The 17,955-nt window shown below is 62.2% G+C and carries 17 protein-coding genes; 12 read left to right on the top strand and 5 right to left on the bottom strand.

The window, feature by feature from the left end:
- The first annotated feature begins 9 nt into the window (after positions 1–9).
- Both GM910_RS11820 and GM910_RS11815 read left to right on the top strand, forming a co-directional pair.
- Entirely contained in the window at positions 10–1,071 is a 1,062-nt protein-coding gene (locus GM910_RS11820; protein ID WP_159587752.1) for a flavin reductase family protein, read from the top strand.
- Between the two features lie 266 nt (positions 1,072–1,337).
- Positions 1,338–2,414, top strand: a complete 1,077-nt coding sequence (locus GM910_RS11815; RefSeq protein WP_159587751.1) for a DSD1 family PLP-dependent enzyme — start codon at positions 1,338–1,340, stop codon at positions 2,412–2,414.
- 31 nt (positions 2,415–2,445) lie between these two features.
- Here the strand turns inward: GM910_RS11815 and GM910_RS11810 are convergent, their stop codons facing one another.
- Positions 2,446–3,126 carry a GntR family transcriptional regulator gene (locus GM910_RS11810; RefSeq protein WP_159587750.1) on the bottom strand — a complete coding sequence of 227 codons (681 nt, stop codon included), beginning with the start codon at positions 3,124–3,126 and terminating at the stop codon, positions 2,446–2,448.
- Positions 3,127–3,649: 523 nt separating this feature from the next.
- On the opposite strand from GM910_RS11810, the gene GM910_RS11805 reads away from it, so the two are divergent.
- Genes GM910_RS11805 through GM910_RS11790 form a run of 4 tightly spaced genes read left to right on the top strand, consistent with a single transcriptional unit; the run spans position 3,650 to position 8,708 of the window.
- Positions 3,650–5,233, top strand: a complete 1,584-nt coding sequence (locus tag GM910_RS11805; RefSeq protein ID WP_159587749.1) for an ABC transporter substrate-binding protein — start codon at positions 3,650–3,652, stop codon at positions 5,231–5,233.
- 22 nt (positions 5,234–5,255) lie between these two features.
- A complete protein-coding gene (locus GM910_RS11800) occupies positions 5,256–6,197 on the top strand; it encodes an ABC transporter permease (protein ID WP_159587748.1) in 942 nt (313 codons plus the stop codon).
- Positions 6,166–7,035 carry an ABC transporter permease gene (locus tag GM910_RS11795; protein WP_159587747.1) on the top strand — a complete coding sequence of 290 codons (870 nt, stop codon included), beginning with the start codon at positions 6,166–6,168 and terminating at the stop codon, positions 7,033–7,035. The genes GM910_RS11800 and GM910_RS11795 overlap by 32 nt, the downstream gene beginning before the upstream one ends.
- Before the next feature lie 11 nt (positions 7,036–7,046).
- On the top strand, positions 7,047–8,708 hold the full coding sequence (locus tag GM910_RS11790) for an ABC transporter ATP-binding protein (RefSeq protein ID WP_159587746.1): 1,662 nt from the start codon (positions 7,047–7,049) through the stop codon (positions 8,706–8,708).
- A 57-nt stretch (positions 8,709–8,765) separates the two neighbouring features.
- On the opposite strand, the gene GM910_RS11785 is transcribed toward GM910_RS11790, so the two are convergent.
- Positions 8,766–9,152, bottom strand: a complete 387-nt coding sequence (locus GM910_RS11785; protein ID WP_159587745.1) for an ectoine synthase — start codon at positions 9,150–9,152, stop codon at positions 8,766–8,768.
- Positions 9,153–9,283: 131 nt separating this feature from the next.
- Here GM910_RS11785 and GM910_RS11780 point away from each other — a divergent pair, with 131 nt between their 5' ends.
- Positions 9,284–10,177, top strand: a complete 894-nt coding sequence (locus GM910_RS11780) for a LysR substrate-binding domain-containing protein (RefSeq protein WP_159587744.1) — start codon at positions 9,284–9,286, stop codon at positions 10,175–10,177.
- Here GM910_RS11780 and GM910_RS11775 read toward each other — a convergent pair.
- Positions 10,143–10,877, bottom strand: a complete 735-nt coding sequence (locus tag GM910_RS11775; protein ID WP_159587743.1) for a creatininase family protein — start codon at positions 10,875–10,877, stop codon at positions 10,143–10,145. The two genes, GM910_RS11780 and GM910_RS11775, sit on opposite strands and share 35 nt — an antisense overlap.
- A gap of 92 nt (positions 10,878–10,969) precedes the next feature.
- On the opposite strand from GM910_RS11775, the gene GM910_RS27820 reads away from it, so the two are divergent.
- From GM910_RS27820 to ltrA, 3 genes are all read left to right on the top strand, one after another.
- Entirely contained in the window at positions 10,970–11,260 is a 291-nt protein-coding gene (locus GM910_RS27820; protein ID WP_159587742.1) for an autoinducer binding domain-containing protein, read from the top strand.
- Complete coding sequence (locus tag GM910_RS11765; protein WP_159587741.1) at positions 11,260–11,673, top strand: S26 family signal peptidase; 414 nt, start codon at positions 11,260–11,262, stop codon at positions 11,671–11,673. The genes GM910_RS27820 and GM910_RS11765 overlap by 1 nt, the downstream gene beginning before the upstream one ends.
- Before the next feature lie 1,088 nt (positions 11,674–12,761).
- Positions 12,762–14,093: a group II intron reverse transcriptase/maturase gene (gene ltrA / locus GM910_RS11760; protein ID WP_159587740.1), complete on the top strand. Its 1,332-nt coding sequence runs from the start codon at positions 12,762–12,764 to the stop codon at positions 14,091–14,093.
- A 335-nt stretch (positions 14,094–14,428) separates the two neighbouring features.
- Here ltrA and GM910_RS11755 read toward each other — a convergent pair whose 3' ends face one another.
- Positions 14,429–14,698 carry a helix-turn-helix domain-containing protein gene (locus GM910_RS11755; RefSeq protein WP_159587739.1) on the bottom strand — a complete coding sequence of 90 codons (270 nt, stop codon included), beginning with the start codon at positions 14,696–14,698 and terminating at the stop codon, positions 14,429–14,431.
- Between the two features lie 77 nt (positions 14,699–14,775).
- Here GM910_RS11755 and GM910_RS11750 point away from each other — a divergent pair, with 77 nt between their 5' ends.
- A complete protein-coding gene (locus tag GM910_RS11750) occupies positions 14,776–15,261 on the top strand; it encodes a hypothetical protein (RefSeq protein ID WP_159587738.1) in 486 nt (161 codons plus the stop codon).
- A 201-nt stretch (positions 15,262–15,462) separates the two neighbouring features.
- A complete protein-coding gene (locus tag GM910_RS11745; protein WP_246226028.1) occupies positions 15,463–17,412 on the top strand; it encodes an ATP-dependent helicase in 1,950 nt (649 codons plus the stop codon).
- A gap of 16 nt (positions 17,413–17,428) precedes the next feature.
- On the opposite strand, the gene GM910_RS11740 is transcribed toward GM910_RS11745, so the two are convergent.
- A complete protein-coding gene (locus tag GM910_RS11740) occupies positions 17,429–17,881 on the bottom strand; it encodes a hypothetical protein (protein ID WP_159587736.1) in 453 nt (150 codons plus the stop codon).
- Between the last annotated feature and the right edge of the window lie 74 nt (positions 17,882–17,955).

Here is a 17,955-nt window from a genome sequence, read left to right as displayed (position 1 = left end):
GCCGCCACCATGAGCGATGTTCTGGAGATTCCCGAGAACGCCTCGGCGCGGGCAAGGTGTGGATGGCTTCGGCTGCGCTGCACGGGCGTGCGCGTCGAGACGCCGTCGATCAGGACCTTCGCCTTCCGCTCGGAAGACGGGACTGTCCGGCACGAGCCCGGACAGGCGATCACGCTTGCACTCGATTTGGACGGAGAGCGCCACTTCCGCACGTTCTCCATCTCCTCGGCGGTTGGCGAAGGCGAGGGGATCGAGTTGACCGTCAAGGCGCACCCGCAGGGGCGGGTGACGCCGTGGATGCACCGCGCCTTCACACCGGGTTTCGCGGTTGAGGCAAGCCCGCCGCACGGGCGCTTCACCCTCGGCCTGCGGCGAGGCGGACCGCTCGCCTTCATCTCGGCGGGCTCAGGCGCCACGCCGCTCGTTTCCATGCTCCGCCGTCTCGCTGGCACCGAACCGGAGGCGGATGTCGCGTGGCTGCATTTCGCGCGCACACCCGCCGAGATGCTGTTCTCCGGCGCTTTGGCGCGCTTGCAGGGCCGCATGGGGCGGCTTTCGGTCGGCTTCGTCGCCAGCCGGCCGGAGCCCGGCTGGTTCGGCTATCGGGGCCGCATAGGGCGCCGGCTTCTGTCTGTCGCCATACCCGACCTTGCGCGGCGCGAGGTATTCTGCTGCGGTCCTGGGGACTTCATGCGCGAAGCGAGGCTGATCCACCGCGCCGAAGGCGGCGACCCCGATGCCTTTTACACCGAGTCGTTCGGCGCCGAACTCGAGGAGCAGCATCGGGAGGATGTCTCGTCCCCTGCCGATGCTGCGGCGTTTCGCCTGAAGGTCGGCGGCCAGACGATCGGCATCGGCGCCGGCGAGACGATTCTCCAGGCCTGCCGCCGCCAGGGCATCGCGCTTCCCTTCGGCTGCCGGGAGGGCCTGTGCGGCACGTGCCTCGTTCGGAAGAAAGGGGGGACGGTCCTGATGCACGACCGTGGCGGAGTAACCGAAGGACAGAAGGAGGGCGGTTTCGTCCTCGCCTGCGTGACACGCGTGGCATCCGACACCGAGATCGAGATCTGACATCGCCTCGAACCACCCTTCCGATACTCCCGTTACCGACCTCGCCCATTCCGCGAACCGGACGTCGAAGACCAGCGTCGGAAAGAAAGTCTTCTTTCCGGCAGCGCTGTTGTCCGATCGCGAGAAATTGTATACGGAATACTGATATTGATGAGGCCCTGCCGAATCGGAGGCGCGGAATGCAGAGCCTACGGACGTCATGCGCAGTCGCCGGACTCGGCCCCAATGGTGCGCTCGTCGGCCTTCTTGGATCGCGAAACCGCTTGATGACACCCTGCCTCGTGCTCGATATCAATGCCCTTGAAGCGAACATACGCGCCATGTCGGACCACTGCCGGAGCCACGGCTTTGCGCTGCGCCCCCATGCCAAGACCCACAAGTGCGTCGAGATCGCCCGAAGACTGCAATTGGCAGGCGCAGCCGGAATCTGCGTGGCCAATATCGGCGAGGCTGAAATCTTCGCGGCAGGCGGCATAAGCGACATTCTGGTCACCTCGCCTCTGGTGTCCGAGGCGAAATTCGAGCGGCTTGCCCGGCTCTTGAGGCAAGGAAATCGCGTTTCGATCGTCGTGGACAATCGGGACGCGGCCAAGAGGCTGGGCGAATTTGCCGATCAGTCGGAGCTCGGCCTCGACGTGCTCCTCGACATCGACATGGGCCGGCACCGGACCGGCGTCGGCACGATGGAGGCGGCGATCGAGCTCGCCCGCTTTCTCGCATCGCATGGACGATTGACGTTCGCCGGCCTGCAGGCCTATGCGGGACATCTGTCGCATGTTCCCGATCACGACGAGCGCCTGGCCGGCGGGCGTCTGGCGGCGGTCAGGATAGCCGAGATCGTCGCATCACTGACCGCCGACGGGATTTGCGTGGAGCGGATCTCGGGCGGGAGCACCGGCACTCTATTCATCGATGCCGAGCTGAAGCTCTATACCGAGCTCCAATACGGCAGCTATGTCTTCATGGATGTCGAGTACGACGCGGTGGCGCTGGATCGGCTTGGCCGCGCACCTTTTCTGCCGTCCCTCTTCGTCCGAACGAGCGTCATCAGCAACAATTGGCTGGGGATGGCGACGACCGACGCCGGCTTCAAGCACTTCTCCGGCAACAAGGCTCTGCCCGAGATCGTCTCGCCCAAGGGGCTCGGGCGGTATGAGCCGCGGAGCGACGAACACGGGGCGGTCCACCTGAGCGACGACCGACGACATCTGGCGCTCGATGAGGGGATGGAGTGCCAAATCCCGCACTGCGACCCGACCGTCAACCTCTACGACCGCTATCACGTCGTCGATGGCGAAATGCTGGTCGACATCTGGAAGGTCGACGCACGCGGCGCAATGTGACCCGCCCCCCGTCTCCTGATATCACGGGAGCCTAAGGGTCAACGTGCATCTCCTGAACCGTCTTCAGGAGGTGCCGTTCGATAAGCCGGGCTGCAGTCTCTCCCTCCCCTGCCTTCACCGCGTCGAGAATGGCATGATGTTCCCTCTGCTCCGCAGCGAGATGCTCGAGATACTCTGCCTTGTTCGTCTTGCCGGTCTTGACGCGGTTGAGCCGCGCCGAGCGGTAGAGATGCACGAGCTTCTGCACCGTATTGCACAGCCCAATGAGATGCTTGTTCTGGCTGAGATCGATGAGTTCTCGATGAAAAGCTGTATTCAGCTCGAAAACATGGTCGATGTCACCCTTCCTGATCGCCTCGTCACCGTCATGAAGATAGCGCTCGAGTTTCTTGATTGCACGCGGCTTGGCCTTGCCGGCCGCCTCCCGCACGGCGACCGCTTCGAGCGCCGCACGGCACAGGTAGAGCTCGCGCCGATCCTCATCGGAGACGGGGCGCACCTCGTAGCCTCCTTGGCTCAGAGGCCGCAGGATTCCCTCCTGCTCCATCTTCCGCATGGCTTCGCGGACGGGCGTCCGGCTGACGCCGAGCTTCTGCGCCCACTCGACATCCTTGAGACGCTCCAGCGGCTCGATCTCGCCGTGCAGGATCTTTTCCCAAAGGATGTCGTGGATTTGCCGGTAAAGATGGGATGTCCGGGTCGGGAGTTCCATGAACCGCCTCTCTCCTGATCTGGTCGTTTCGCGCGCCGCTCCGCGCCGCATGACATTGGGTAAAGAATCCCGCATGCATGATTTTCAGCACATTTCCTTAGGCCGTCCCCGCGTTCCCGTCAATCTGACCGCGCATGCAGTCAGCACGGGACGAAGACGGATGAATCGCCGGTCCTTCAAGGGGTTCGCCGCCGAAACCGGCACCTCCGAAAGGCACCCCATTGCCCAGCCGGCAAGGGCGGGTGCCGCCTTCCGATGAATTCCCGCCTGCAGAGATGCCGGTTGAAAATTACGAGTTGGGTATTCCGTATTCCGAATTTTGCGCTATAGTCGGGTTGTCGTGCCGATAAGAATCCCGTGGAGAGATTCGACAGGCGAATAGCAAGCAGCAGAAAAGAGGATGACCTGTATACAGCATCGATGCTATAGGCAGAGTCGCCAGTGTCGAACTGTCATCCGCATCAAGCGCGCGAAGACGCGTGGTGGGTGGTGGCGGTGGCGAACTTCAGAAGGGAGAAATGACATGAATTCAATGGGAAAAGGCATCGCAGGTTTGATGCTTGCGGTCGCCGCCAGCGCGGCTTCTCCGTCGCAAGCGTCGGCCGAAACCACCCTCTACTATGCGCCGTCTTCGGACCTGGCCTCGCTCGATCCGATCGCATCGACGGGAAGCGTACCGAAGATTCACGCCCTCATGATCTATGATACGCTGTTTGCGATCGACGGAAAGGGCATCGTGCAGCCTCAGATGGTCGAGAACTATACGCTTTCGGAGGGCGGGCTGACCTACAGGTTCACTCTCCGGGAGGGCCTGAAATGGCACGACGGCGTGCCGGTCACGCCGGAGGATTGCATCGCTTCTCTGAAGCGCTGGGGCGCAGCGGACACGAGTGGAAAGCTGCTGTTTGACTTCATCAAGGAATTCCGCGTCGTCGATAGGTCGAACTTCGAATTCGAGCTGAACGAGCCTTTCGGCGCCACCATCGAGGTGCTGGGGCGGAGCCTCTCGCGAATTCCCTTCATCTTTCCCGAGCGGGTGGCGATGACCGATCCGGGCACACCCATCACCGACTATACCGGGTCGGGCCCCTTCATCTTCGTCGAGGAGGAATGGGTTCCCGGCAACAAGCTCGTCTACCGTAAGAACCCGGACTATGTGCCCCGCAACGAGCCGGCGAGCGGCTGGGCCGGCGGCAAAGTCGTCAAAGTCGACCGTGTCGTATGGAACATCCAGCCCGACAAGCAATCCGCGATGACCGCCCTGTTGGCCGGCGAGATCGACATATGGGAGGGGGTGCCGAGCGATCTGCTCCCCATACTGGAAGCCGATCCGACCGTCAAATTCGAAGACTCCACAGGCTGGTTCGCGTATCTGATGGTCAACCATCGCCACCCGCCCTTCGACAATGTGAAGGCGCGCGAGGCCTTGGCCTGGCTGATCGACCAGACCGCCTATCTGCAGGTGATGGTCGGCAATCCAAGCCTCTACTTCACTTGCGCTTCGATGTACGACTGCAAATCCGCCTCGGCATCGGATGTGAACAGCGAGGCCATTGCCGGCTACGATCCTGAGAAGGCGCGGCAGCTATTCGAAGAATCGGGGTGGGATTTCTCCCAGCCGATCGTCATTCTCGACCCCACGGATGAGCCGGAGATCCACGCCGCCATGCTGCTGACTACGGACCGGCTGAGGAGTATCGGCCTGACCGTCGATCACCAGGCGATGGACTGGGCGACGCTCACCAAGCGCCGCGCCGTGACCGGCCCCACCAGCGAGGGCGGATGGGACATCATGATGACCTTCGGAGCCTCTACAACCTTCGGCGATCCGTTTTTCCATTCGCGCTTCGGCGTCGATTGCGAAAAGCCTTATCTCGCAGGAGCATGCGACAAAGAGCTGCAGGATCTGAGGCTCGCATGGGCCAAGGCGGGCAGTCACGACGAGCGCGTCGGCATTGCCGGGGACTTCCAGGCGCGGGCCTTTAGCCTCCACACCCCCTGGTATCCGCTCGGGCAGTGGGCGGTCCCGTATGCTGTCAGCACCAAGATTGACGGCTTTATCGCCGGGATCAACTATCCCGTCTTCTGGAATATCGAGAAGCAGTAGTAAGCATCCGCCGGGGGTATCGATGCTGAACTTCACCATAAGACGCCTTCTGGGTGCCGTGCCCGTCCTGGGGTTCATCGCCCTGTTCGTCTTCGCACTGCTCCATCTTGCCCCCGGCGACCCCGCCGGGATCATCGCCGGCGAGGAGGCGAGCCCGGAAGATATCGCGCGAATCTACGAGGCGCTGAACCTCGACCGCCCGCTTCCCGAGCAATTCGGGCTGTGGCTCTGGGGCCTCGTCAACGGCGATTTCGGCGTCTCGATCTACACCAGCCTGCCGGTTCTGGAACTGGTGCGGCAGCGGCTGGAGCCGACGATCTCGCTGGCGATCACGACGATCATCTTCTCGGTCGTGGTCGCCATACCGCTCGGCGCCTATGCCGCCTGGCGGGCGGGGAGCCTCGGCGATCGGGCGGTAATGATCTTCTCGGTGCTCGGCTTCTCGGTTCCAACTTTCGTGCTCGGCTATCTGCTCATCTATTTCTTCGCCGGAAGGGGAACCCCCTTCCCGGTGCAGGGCTTTGTCAGCATCAGGGAGGGCCTCGCGCCCTTTCTGAGGCACATCGCCCTGCCGACCTTCATGCTGGGGACCAGCTACATGGTGCTGATCATGCGCATCACCCGCGCAAGCGTGCTGGAAATCCTCAACGAGGATTACATCAGGACGGCACGGGCGAAAGGCGTTCCGGAGCGGAAAATCCTGACCCGACACGCACTGCGCAACGCCGCGGTGCCGATCGTCACCGTCGTCAGCCTCGGCTTCGCCTTTCTCGTCTCGGGCGTCGTGATCACGGAAAGTGTGTTCAACATCCCCGGGCTCGGGCGGCTAACGGTGGAGGCGATCTCCAAGCGTGACTATCCCGTCATACAGGGCCTCATCCTGCTGGTCTCGGCGACCTACGTGCTCATCAACACCGCCACCGACATCACCTATGCCTTCTTCGACCCCCGCATCCGCTACTGACCGGGAACACGACGCCTTGAAGAAAATTCTCGACAACCCCAGTGTCGCCCTCGGCCTGGTCATCGTGGTGATCATGGCCGTCCCGGCGCTCTTCGCTCCCCTTGTCTCAAGCATCGACCCGACCGCCATGGCGCCCATGGAGCGGATCAAGCCGCCGTCTGCCTCCCACTGGTTCGGCACCGATCTGTTCGGGCGCGACGTCTATAGCCGGGTCGTCCATGGCGGGCGGACGAGCCTGCTCGTCGGTCTGACCGTCGCGGCGATCTCGATCGTGATCGGCATGGTGATCGGCGCTGCATCCGGCTACATCCGCGTGATAGATGCCGTCGTCATGCGGATCATGGACGGGCTGATGGCCATTCCGAGCCTGCTGCTGGCCATCGCCATGGTGTCGGTCGGCGGCGCGAGCCTGACGAGCGTCGTCGTCGCCATCACCCTGCCGGAGATCCCGCGTGTCGTCCGGCTCGTCCGGGGCATCGTGCTCACCATCAGGGAGGAGGCCTATGTGGAGGCGGCGGTCACCGCCGGCACGAGCACGGTGGCGATCCTCTGGCGCCACATCCTGCCCAACACGATCGCGGCCCTCATCGTGCTCGCTTCCTACATCGGCGCCTCCGCGGTGCTGACGGAGGCGTCGCTGGGCTTTCTGGGTGCCGGGATTTCGCCGGAGATCCCGAGTTGGGGCAACATCATCGCCGAAGCCAGGGTGTCGTTCCAGATCGCGCCCTGGATCCTCTTCTTCCCCAGCGCCTGCCTCGTGCTCATCGTGCTCGGCGTCAACGTCCTCGGCGACGGCTTGCGCGATACGCTCGACCCGCGGCTGGCAAAGAAAATGTGAGGCGTCCCCAGATGAACCTATCCGAAAAGACCCGGCCGGCGAGTGGCGCGCCCGTTCTCGACATCCGGAACCTGACCGTCCGCCTCCCGAAGGGCGCGGACCGCGAACACGCCGTCGAGGGTGTCAGCCTGTCGATCGCGGCGCGGGAGATCCTCTGCCTGGTCGGCGAATCCGGGTCGGGCAAGTCGATCACCTCCTTTGCGGTCATGGGCCTTTTGTCGAAGGAACTGGTTCCGGTCGGCGGCGAAATCCTTTTCCAACGAGAAGACCTGCTGCGCGCCTCTCCTGAGCGGCTGAGGCAATTGCGCGGCAGCCGCATGTCGATGATCTTCCAGGAGCCGATGACGGCGCTGAACCCCGTGATGACGGCGGGCAGGCAGATCGAGGAGGTGCTGACCACGCATACCGACATGAGCCGGGACCAGCGGACGCGCCGCGTCCTGGAGGTGATCCGTGCGGTGAGCCTGCCGGACCCGGAGCTCATCCGCCGTCTCTATCCGCATCAGCTTTCGGGCGGCCAGCGGCAGCGGGTGATGATCGCAGCCGCCCTTGCGCTGGAGCCCAAGCTGCTCATCGCCGACGAGCCGACCACCGCGCTCGACGTCACCACGCAGGCGCAGATCCTGCGCATTCTGAAGGAGATCCAAGGCTCCCACGACACCGCGATCCTGTTCATCACCCATGACATCGGCGTGGTGGCGGAGATCGCGGACCGCGTGGTGGTCATGCAGTCGGGCCGGGTGGTCGAGCAAGGCGATGCCGGCCGCGTGCTCGACGCGCCGGAGCACCCCTATACGAAGATGCTCATATCGTCCGTCCCAAGCCTGACGCCAGGAACTCGAGCTGAAGCGCCCGTCAAGCCGGTAGCGCTGTCCGTCGAGGGGCTGTCGAAGATCTATAGGGGCACAAGCTTCTTCGGTTCGAAACGCGAGGTGAGGGCGATCGACGACGTCGGCTTCACCGTGCGCGGCGGAAGGGTGCTCGGCGTCGTGGGCGAGTCGGGCTCCGGCAAGACCTCGGTCGCCCGCTGCGTGATGCGCCTGATCGACTGCGACGGCGGCAGGATCAGGCTGGACGGGGTCGATCTCGCCGCGGCCTCCAAGCGCCGCCTGCACGACGCGCGCAAGGACGTCCAGATGGTCTTCCAGGACCCCTACCGGTCGCTCAATCCGCGCCGCACGGTGGGTCAGTCCATCATCGAGGGGCCGATGAATTTCGGCGTACCGAAGAGGGAGGCCTGGGAAAGGGCGCGGCGGCTGATGACGCTCGTCAGCCTCGATCCGGACGCGCTCTCGCGCTACCCGCACCAGTTCTCCGGCGGGCAGCGGCAGCGCATCTGCATCGCCCGGGCGCTGGCCATGGAACCGCGGCTGCTGGTGGCGGACGAGATCGTCTCGGCGCTCGACGTCACGGTCCAGGCGCAAGTGCTGGAGCTTCTGAACGGCATCCGCGAGAAGTTCGATCTGGCCATCCTCTTCATCACGCACGACCTGCGCGTGGCCGCAAAGGTGTGCGACGAGGTGGCGGTGATGCATCGCGGCCGCATCGTGGAGATGGGCAGCACGTCGGAGATCTTCGCCAGTCCGAAGCACGAGTATACCCGCAGCCTGCTCGCGGCCGTTCCGGGACGGACATGGAGCGCAGAGGCGGGCCTGGGCGCGGGTGGGGCTTGAAGCGGAAGTCGGCGCAAACAGGAAGTGCGGTACGGCAGGCAAGGTGCGATGGGTGATCTAGTATTCGGATCCGGAGGCATTGCTGAGGTCGTGCCGCTCCGTGCCCTTGAGCGGCGGGTTGAAGACGCTGACCAGAATCAGGTCGCTCGTCTTCCCGCTGCGCAGATAGTGCCGGTCGTGCCGGTCGAGCACATACATGTCGCCCCTACGGATGGAAAAGACGTTGCCGTCCATGTCCTCCACCTCGCCTTCGCCGCCGATGCAGTAGCAGGCTTCGAGATGTCGGCGGTACTGGAGCAGCGAGACGGTACCCGCCCGCACCATCGTGTGGCAGATCGTGAAACCCATGCCGTCTGCCTCGGTCAGAAGCCGGTGGCTGGTGCCGTTGCCCCACTCGACGAAATGCCCGGACGCCTCGACGTCCCGCAGGCTGCGCACGAACATGAACCTTTCCCCGTTCTGGGAGCCGTTGCTGAAACAGGGCGGCACGACAGGGACCGCGCCCTTCTTATTCCGCAGGAGCGGCACTCTCACAAACGAGGAGTTCTCACCCGGTCGTCAAAGAGGGCTCACACATGCTTCCGCCGCTCGGTGCGTTGAGGGTCTTCGAGGCGGCCGCGCGGCTTTCCAGCTTCTCGCGGGCCGGCGACGAGCTGCACGTCACGCACGCCGCCGTCAGCCACCAGATCCGCCAGCTCGAGGCGTGGTTCGGACGACCGCTGTTCCTGAGGGAGAGGCGGGGCGTGCGACTGTCGCCGGAAGCGGCAGGGCTTGCAGCCACGCTGACGGCCGGCTTTGAGAGCATCGCCGGCGAGGTGGAGCGGCTGAGGACGAGGGCATCCGGCGACATCACCGTCGCCTCGATCCCGTCCGTCGCCGTCCGCTGGCTCATCCCGGCGCTGCGCGATTTCCTGGAACGGCACCGGGATGTCGGCGTGAAAGTGATCTACGCGGGAGCAGGCCAGCGCCTGCGCGAGACGGACGCGGATGTGCTGATCACCGTCGGCGCCGACCGTTCGGAAGCCGTTCGGTGCAAGCGGCTCTTCTCGCGCAGGACCCTTCCGGTCGCAAGCCCGCGCTATCTCGAAAGGGCCGGTCCGCTTGCCACCGCGCCGGAGATTGCCGCAGCCGACCTGCTGCACGACGAGACGCGAGCGCGCTGGCGGGACTGGCTCGACAAGGCGGGCGTCCCCTCGTCGGGCCGGCCGCGGGGGCCGGTGTTCCAGGACATCAACCTGCTGGCTGGAGCGGTTCTGGCCGGCAGCGGCGTGGCGCTCTGCCCAGTCGAGGTCTTCCGCCGGGAGATCGTTCGCGGGGAGCTTGTGGTGCTATCGGATGTCGCCATGCTGGAGGATGAAAGCTATTTCCTGATCACGCGGACCTCGCGCGAGAAGACCGTCTCGAGCTTCGTCTCCTGGTTCTGCGACGCCGTCCTCAGCGATCATCGAGCGCGCAGACCTTGCGGATGAAATCCGAGCAACGTTCGCACAAGTGTTCGAAAATCTCCTCGCCGAGCGCAGCCGTCGCCTTCGACGGGTCGTCGCCGTAGCCCGGCCCGAGCCCCAGCCGCTTGCCCGCCTGAAAGACCCGCACACCGTCGATGCGGCTCTTGGTCACCATCTCGGCCGGTCCCGGCAGCGTTGCGGAGACCAGCTCAGGCGTGAGGTGCATCATGACCGCGGTTTCGGCCTTCCCGGCGTGCCCCACGACGATCCCCTCCGGATCCTCGTAGAACTCCCACACGTCGAGCGCCGTGATGGTCACATCGTGCCGATAGTTCATCTCGCGGGCAATGATGTTCATGACGTCGACATTACCGCCGTGGCCGTTCAGGATGGCAATCCGCCTGAAACCGGACCCGACCAGGCTGCCGACCAGGTCCTCAAGGATGCCCAGCATGTTCGCCGTACCGACCGTCATCACGCCCGGATGCGGCTTGTGGTGATGGGAAATGCCGTAGGGCAGCGTCGGCGCGACCAGTATCTTCAACTCGGGCGCGAGGCGGCGGGCGATCGTGTCGGCCACTTGGGTGACGATCATGGTATCGGTCGAAATCGGCAGGTGCGGGCCATGCTGCTCGATGGCGGCGATGGGCAGAACCACCAGGGAATGGGGGGCACTCTCCCTGATCTCGTCTCGAGTGAGGGTGGCAAGGTGTGTCTTCTTCATGGGCTTTCTCCAACGGAGATCGAGCAACTCGGCAAAAACGGCTTTTTGGGGCTGCGCTGGCAGGTTTCATTCGTGAAGTTTGGACATTATAAATGGTATTCCGTATTCTTCAATGGCTCTCAATTGGACCGCTCCGGTTACAGGAAATGCAGCCACATCGGATTTTCGAGTCTTTCTTCGAGAGTTTGCTGGCGAGCGTTGATGCAGCCGATCTTCGCCGTACCATGTCCGCGGCGTCTGCTGCCCTCGATCTGCGGACATATGCGTATCTGTCGCTCCCACCCAAGCCGGCCGACAAGCCCATCCTCATATCGAACTACCCGTCCAGTTGGACCTCCCACTACCTGCTCCGTCAATATGAGCAGATCCGTCTCCACGGCTGATGTGGAACGTCTCGGCCAGCGCGTCGGTCGGGCTTTATCGCATCGACTCCGCCGCGCCCGCCCGCGGCGAATTCGTGCTCGTCCGCATGCCGGAGTCCCTCACCGCGTTCGCCGCCGGACGCGGCTATCTGCCCCGCAACCTGCCGCTGGTGAAGCGGGTCGCGGCACTCCCTGGCGGCCATGTCTGCGCCTTCAAGGACGCCATCATCATCGGCGGCGAGATCGTCGCGCGCCGGCTTAAGGCGGACCGCCAGGACCGCCCGCTGCCCTGGTGGAATGCCTGCCGCAGGCTCACCGGCAACGAGGTTTTCCTGCTCAACGGCGGCACCCCCGGCTCCTTCGACAGCTGGTATTTCGGGCCGGTGCCGCTCGCCGGCATCGTCGGGAGGCTCGTGCCGCTATGGACCGAGTAACGCCTTCAGCCTTGCGCAGAGTGCGACCGGTTTCCTCAGGTTGAACGTTTCTCAGGCACAAGATGAGCGCACACTCGCCGTACTTCGCTCAGCGTTGGATGAGTTCGGCCGCTAAAATCCACGTGGGGAAGCGCCATTGGGCCGACGTCTTGTGTGGATGGCTCCTGCATTGCAAGGCTTTTTTGAAGTTTCGGCATACCGTAGTCAGTTACAGTCTTGTGTCCGGCCTGTTGTCGCAGAGTGTTTGCCGCTGGCCCTGATGGTTTCCGTGGATCGAGTCCCATTCTACTTCGCGGACATTTGATGTCCCAGACGTCGGGCGGGTTTGCTCGGCCCCCGGTCTGACCCGGATCGCCATCACTTCTCATCGTCCTTGCAAGCTTGATCTCCTTTTCTGGCCGAGCCGGTTACGGCGTCGAATGCATCATCCCATTCCTGAGCAGGGGAAATGGCTAAGGCAAGTCGTGGCTGGCCACTTCGCTTACTATGCGGTCCCGACCAACAGCCGGGCGCTCTCGGCGTTCCGGCGTTATGTGACCGACCTCTGGCGGCGAACGCTTCGGCGGCGCAGTCAGAAGGACGGATTCACATGGGAACGCATGGCGAAGTTGGTTGCTGATTGGCTTCCTTCACCCCGCGTCCTTCATCCCTGGCCAGACGAACGCTTTGACGTCAGACACCCGAGGTAGGAGCCGGATGCCTTAGTTGGGCGTGTCCGGATCTGTGCGGGGGGGCGGCCAGTAATGGCCGTCCCTACCGCGATACGCTGAGCAAGCCTCGAAAAGGTCGATGTGCAGGCCGACCCGACCGCCCTTTCGGGGAAGGCTGATACGGCTGGGTGAATGAGCGAAGACGACGCCCAGCCGCTGCACCGGGGTAGTGGCGGCAGCATGTACGCAAGGAAAGCGCACGCAACACGGGAAGCCCCAGGACGTGGTCAGGGATGACCAACCGGACACCCGCGAGGGACAGGCCGGGCGCCCTGGGGTGGCGGAGGGGTTCGTAGTACTGTTGAAGCCGGGTAATGCCGGAGGAGGGAAGGGACCTCAGTTCAAGACGAACGCAACAAGTGGAGAGGGACCTGGAGATTGGGCAACCTATCAACTCCGAAGAGTGTCCAGAAACTGCAGACGGCGTTACACGCGAAAGCGAAGGCAGAAGCCGGCTATCGCTTCTACGCCCTGTACGACAAGATCAGCCGCGAGGATATTCTGGCATACGCCTATGCCCAGTGCCGCTCCAACAAGGGCGTGCCGGGCGTAGACGGTCAGGACTTTGCGGACATCGAAGCTTACGGGGTCGAACGGTGGCTCGGCGAACTGGCGCTTGCGCTCAGAAAGGAGACTTACCGACCGGAACCAATCAGACGAGTGTTTATACCGAAGGCCAACGGCAAACTCAGGCCGCTGGGCATCTCGACCGTGCGGGATCGGGTCTGCATGACGGCAGCAATGCTGGTGCTGGAGCCGATCTTCGAAGCCGACCTTCCACCGGAACTCTACGCCTACCGTGCCGGGCGCAATGCCCAGCAGGCGGCGATCGAGGTGGAGGAGTTGCTGTTCCGTGGTCATCCGGACGTCGTTGACGCCGACCTCGCGGACTACTACGGGAGTATTCCCCATGCCGAACTGATGACGTCAGTGGCGCGCCGGATCGTTGATCGGCGCGTGCTGCACCTCATCAAGATGTGGCTGGAATGCCCCGTGGAAGAAACCGATGATCGAGGCCGGAAGACACGCACGACCGAAGCACGGGACAAGCGGCGCGGCATTCCGCAGGGCTCACCCGTCTCACCCTTGCTGGCAAATCTGTACATGCGCCGGTTCGTGTTGGGATGGAAGAAGCTCGGGCTTGAGCAAAGCCTCGGCACTCGGCTCGTCACCTACGCCGACGATCTTGTGATCTTGTGCAGGAGGGGCAATGCGGAAGCGGCGCTCCAGCACCTGCGCGCGATCATGGGCAAGCTGAAGGTGACGGTGAACGAGGACAAGACACGCATCTGCAAGGTGCCGGAAGGCGAGTTCGACTTCTTGGGATACTCGTTCGGACGGATGTATTCTCCGAGGACCGGCCAGGCTCGCCTGGGACAGCGGCCATCGAAGAAGAGCATCAGGCGCGCGGTCGAAAATGTCCACGCGCTGACCGACCGAAAGGGTACATGGCAAGAGACCACAAAGCTGGTGGGCAAGTTGAACCGCACGCTGCGCGGATGGGCGAACTACTTCTCTGTAGGCACCGTCAACCCAGCGTATCGGGCACTCGACAGCTACACCGCAGTGCGGTTGCGCCGGTGGCTGCGCTCCAAGCACAAGACCAGACGAAGCAAGGGCGGGGCCTATCCAGACTCGCACCTTTATGAGCACTTTAGGCTCGTACGTCTGACCCAACTTGGACGTGGTGTGCCGTGGGTGAAGGCGTGAGTTCTTGTCCGAGAGCCGGATGCGGGCGATCCGCACGTCCGGTTCGATGAGCGGGGTGTGGAAACGGAGCCAGGGTTGAACCAGTAAGGCACCGCCAGACGAAAGGGGCGGAAACAGATATGTTCAACCTACCGCCACCGCGCCACACCTCGACTCTACCAGGATTGCCCCATCAGCCTCCGCGCGGGAACTTCCGCAAGGGTCATGGGTGTGAATTCGGCAGGGGCGAACGAACTTCCGAAAGGGGTCGGAACAGGTATTCCGCATCGGGTACCAAACGTCAGATTGGACTAGATCATTTCAGTTTCGGCGATCTGCTTTCGATACAATCGCAATCATGCCGTCTTGGACGCCGTTTCATTCTCTCGCGATATTGCAACGACTTCGCGGATGATTTCATGAGGATCGAAACCTATGACTTCCGCCAGTTCCAAGAATTCGACGACATCGACTCGGCGGCCGCCGGATTCGATAGCCGCCACAACTGACTGGTATCGATCGAGGGCTTCGGCCAGATCGGACTGGCTCATGCCGGCTTCCTTGCGTTTGTCGACGATGAGCTGAATGAGGCGCATATGCCTTGGAGATCGAAGCGTTTTCTGCATATGCCCTGCCGGCCATTGACGAAACCGGCAGATCAATTAAACCGAAATACAGATAACCAGAAAATCTGGTTGAACTCGTGAACGACGACACCTGCATGGATTCTCGATTGATTGCGGATCGCCATCCGGTGCTAGGACGGCTCTATCGGGTCTGGCTCGCGCGGGCAGACGGTGCCGCCATGCCTCTGGCCGAAGCTATCACGCAGCGTCTGGCTGATCTGGAGGATGTGATTGTGGTGATCCTCCGGCCGATCGGACCGGACGCAACGCCGCAGATTGTGCGCAGCGGCAAGATGGTCGATCAGCTTTACGGAATCGCGCTTGCAGGCGAAACAATCAGCCGGCTCACGCCGTCGAGCGAGGATGCGGAGAATGAAGCGGCTATCGTGTTCGAGTCCGGCGCTAATGATGGAAGATCATGTGCAACTTCCACGCGGCCCTACACGCATAGCGAGGCTTTATCTGCCGTTTGCAGATGCTGTCGATCGCGTGAGCGGGATCATAGTCGGAATCACCAAGGTTTCCTGAAATCCATAAAAGCAGGTCTACGTAAGCGAAGGTAACGAACGCTCGGCGTGCTGATCCCAGTGATACGCCGCGCGGCTTCGGCTGTCACCTTGCCTCCCCTACGAAACCATTTGCCCATATCTCACTCCCCAAAGCCGAAGACTATAGAATGAAAGCAATTCATGAATAACTCGCGCCGGCAACCGACTTGAATTAGGCTCTGAACCATTCTGGGCACAAGAATCTTTGGGGGGAACATGCCTTGGTCTGATCGATTAGCGATAGGAAGTCCTGCGCACCAAATCGCATCGTCAACTAACCCTCGGGTGCGGGTGGTGGCAGGTCCCGGCACTGGCAAATCTTTCGCGATGAAACGGCGCGTGGCTCGGCTCTTGGAGCAAGGAGTAGAGCCTGCGGTGATTCTACCCGTCACATTCACCCGTGTCGCTGCAGAAGACCTTCATCGTGAGCTAGTCAGCATGGACGTGGAAGGCAGCGACGGATTGACGGGCGTTACGCTCCATAGTCTCGCCATGCGTATGCTAATGCGAAATCACGTGCTTGGCGCAACCGGCCGAGTGCCAAGGCCGCTTAACGACTTTGAACTTGAACCCCTCATCTGCGACCTGATGGCCGCGCATGGAGGAAAGAAGGCAGTAAAGAAATTCAAGCAAGCTTATGAGGCGGCATGGTCTCGACTGCAACATGAACAGCCGGGGTATGTCCTGAATGCGGAGGACGCTGCGTTCCAACAGGACCTGTTAGGCTGGCTCCGTTTCCATCGCGCGATGCTGATCGGTGAGGTGATCCCGCAGCTATATCAATACCTGCGAAACAATCCGGCCGCTCAGGAGCGCAGCGAATTCCAACACATACTGGTGGACGAATATCAGGACCTGAACAGGGCCGAACAATCGGTAGTCGAGCTTCTTTCAGATCAGGCACATGTCTGCATCGTTGGCGACGACGATCAATCGATCTACAGCTTCAAGCACGCTCATCCGGACGGTATACGCGAATGGCTTGTTGTAAATGCTAGCGCGGACGATCTTGGGCTGGATGACTGTCGGCGTTGCCCGACCCGCGTCGTTCAGATGGCTAACAGCCTAATCGGCCACAACCAAATCAGGCCAGTGCCTCGCGCGCTTGTCACCATGCCGGCAAATGGGCCGGGCGATGTCAGGATCATCCAATACCCGTCGCTCGCAAACGAGGTGAATGGTGTCGCGAACATCATTGCCGGGATGGTCGCGAACGGCACGCCTCCGGGCGACATACTGGTGCTTGCGCAGCGCGGCGTGATCGGAACGCCGATCTATGAGGCGCTTGTGGCCCGACACATTCCGGTTCGCTCTTACTACGCGGAGGCAGAGCTTGACGCGCCAGAAGCCCGCCGTGCGTTTGCCAAGCTAAAGCTCCTCATCAACCGAGACGACCGTGTAGCTCTGCGATGGCTGGTCGGCATTGATGGAAACAATTGGCACGCGGCAGGCTACCGGCGTGTGCGCCAGCATTGCGAGGCGTCTGGCCTGACGCCGTGGCAGGCGCTGGAGCAGATCGCGGCAGGAAACCCTGCTCTACCGCACACTGGCGGAATCGTCGTCGCCTTTAATAACCTCGTGGCCGAACTTAACGCCTTGGAGGCACTCCCTGACCTAGCTGCGATCGTCAACACGCTATTCCCACAGGGGCAGCTTGCGACACGCGACATTAGGCAACTGTCGCTTGATATTCTGGCCGAAATGGACATGGAAGATGATGTCGAAGGCGAGGATGTCAGAAGTGAGTTCTTGGCGCGCCTTCAAGAGGCGATCAATCAGCCTGAAATCCCTTCGGAAATCCAAGACGTAAGAATCATGAGCCTGCACAAGAGCAAAGGCCTCAGCGCGCCCGTCACAATTATTGCAGGCTGTATTCAAGGCTTGCTCCCTAAGCAACCCGACAACGCCCTTCCCGCCGTTCAACAGGCTCTAGAAATGGAGGAGCAACGACGGCTGTTCTATGTCGGCATAACGCGCGTAAAGGCAGCACCGAACGTAGGTAGCCCGGGCACGCTGATCCTGACCTATTCACAGACCATGCCGGTGGCGTCCGCACTTGGGGCGGGCATTGCGCCTGCACAGATGCAATACGGTCTTGCATCGCTCCACGCGAGCCAATTTATCGCTGAATTAGGTCCCGCTGCGCCCCAGGCAATCGCTGGCTGAATCTGGCTCTCGCGATTTAGACATCGTTTTCGGCGTGTGCTTCTTCGACCGCCTGCGCTGTGATTGTTGTCATTGCGCTGGCAATCTGCCACGCATTGAAGAGTTCGTCATGCAAGCTCTCGAGGTCGGCGAGCATCGCGTCGCGTCCCTCATCGGTCTGTATCCTGAAATTGTGTTTTTCAAAGAAGCCGTGGTTTAGCCGGTTCCGCGCCTGCAGTGCGGACGCGAAGCGATCCTCAAGATCGTCGCCAAGGTCGATGTGCTTTTTGAGAGTGGTGAGCAGGCGGCCTAGTGTGCTGCGGTTTATGTCGTTCAGAGCCGCCTGCGCGCGCTCACCGTCAGGGGTGACATGCCAACCGTTTCTAAGACCGCGGGCGCATAGAAGCAATGTACCCAACTCTGTCTCGAAGAGCTGAGCTGCTTCTGCCGTTATGCCGAATTTGGCATAGACCTCGTCCCGCGTCGCCATGACCCCAGATTACGCACGGCGGGTCTGTCGTCCAAGTACAGTTTTCGAGTTCTTTGAGAATGGAGAAACGCGGC

Origin of the sequence: Chelativorans xinjiangensis, assembly GCF_009812055.1 — a bacterium.
GTDB lineage: Bacteria > Pseudomonadota > Alphaproteobacteria > Rhizobiales > Rhizobiaceae > Chelativorans > Chelativorans xinjiangense.
Note: the sequence above shows the minus strand (reverse complement) of the source record. Positions and strands in the feature narration are given on the sequence as shown.

Bases quoted from the DNA above. Each gene is read 5' to 3' on its own strand.
- GM910_RS11820 (WP_159587752.1), top strand. From the start codon at position 10: ATGAGCGATGTTCTGGAGATTCCCGAGAACGCCTCGGCGCGGGCAAGG.
- GM910_RS11815 (WP_159587751.1), top strand. From the start codon at position 1,338: ATGACACCCTGCCTCGTGCTCGATATCAATGCCCTTGAAGCGAACATA.
- GM910_RS11810 (WP_159587750.1), bottom strand. From the start codon at position 3,126: ATGGAACTCCCGACCCGGACATCCCATCTTTACCGGCAAATCCACGAC.
- GM910_RS11805 (WP_159587749.1), top strand. From the start codon at position 3,650: ATGAATTCAATGGGAAAAGGCATCGCAGGTTTGATGCTTGCGGTCGCC.
- GM910_RS11800 (WP_159587748.1), top strand. From the start codon at position 5,256: ATGCTGAACTTCACCATAAGACGCCTTCTGGGTGCCGTGCCCGTCCTG.
- GM910_RS11795 (WP_159587747.1), top strand. From the start codon at position 6,166: ATGCCTTCTTCGACCCCCGCATCCGCTACTGACCGGGAACACGACGCC.
- GM910_RS11790 (WP_159587746.1), top strand. From the start codon at position 7,047: ATGAACCTATCCGAAAAGACCCGGCCGGCGAGTGGCGCGCCCGTTCTC.
- GM910_RS11785 (WP_159587745.1), bottom strand. From the start codon at position 9,152: ATGTTCGTGCGCAGCCTGCGGGACGTCGAGGCGTCCGGGCATTTCGTC.
- GM910_RS11780 (WP_159587744.1), top strand. From the start codon at position 9,284: ATGCTTCCGCCGCTCGGTGCGTTGAGGGTCTTCGAGGCGGCCGCGCGG.
- GM910_RS11775 (WP_159587743.1), bottom strand. From the start codon at position 10,877: ATGAAGAAGACACACCTTGCCACCCTCACTCGAGACGAGATCAGGGAG.
- GM910_RS27820 (WP_159587742.1), top strand. From the start codon at position 10,970: ATGGTATTCCGTATTCTTCAATGGCTCTCAATTGGACCGCTCCGGTTA.
- GM910_RS11765 (WP_159587741.1), top strand. From the start codon at position 11,260: ATGTGGAACGTCTCGGCCAGCGCGTCGGTCGGGCTTTATCGCATCGAC.
- GM910_RS11755 (WP_159587739.1), bottom strand. From the start codon at position 14,698: ATGCAGAAAACGCTTCGATCTCCAAGGCATATGCGCCTCATTCAGCTC.
- GM910_RS11745 (WP_246226028.1), top strand. From the start codon at position 15,463: ATGCCTTGGTCTGATCGATTAGCGATAGGAAGTCCTGCGCACCAAATC.
- GM910_RS11740 (WP_159587736.1), bottom strand. From the start codon at position 17,881: ATGGCGACGCGGGACGAGGTCTATGCCAAATTCGGCATAACGGCAGAA.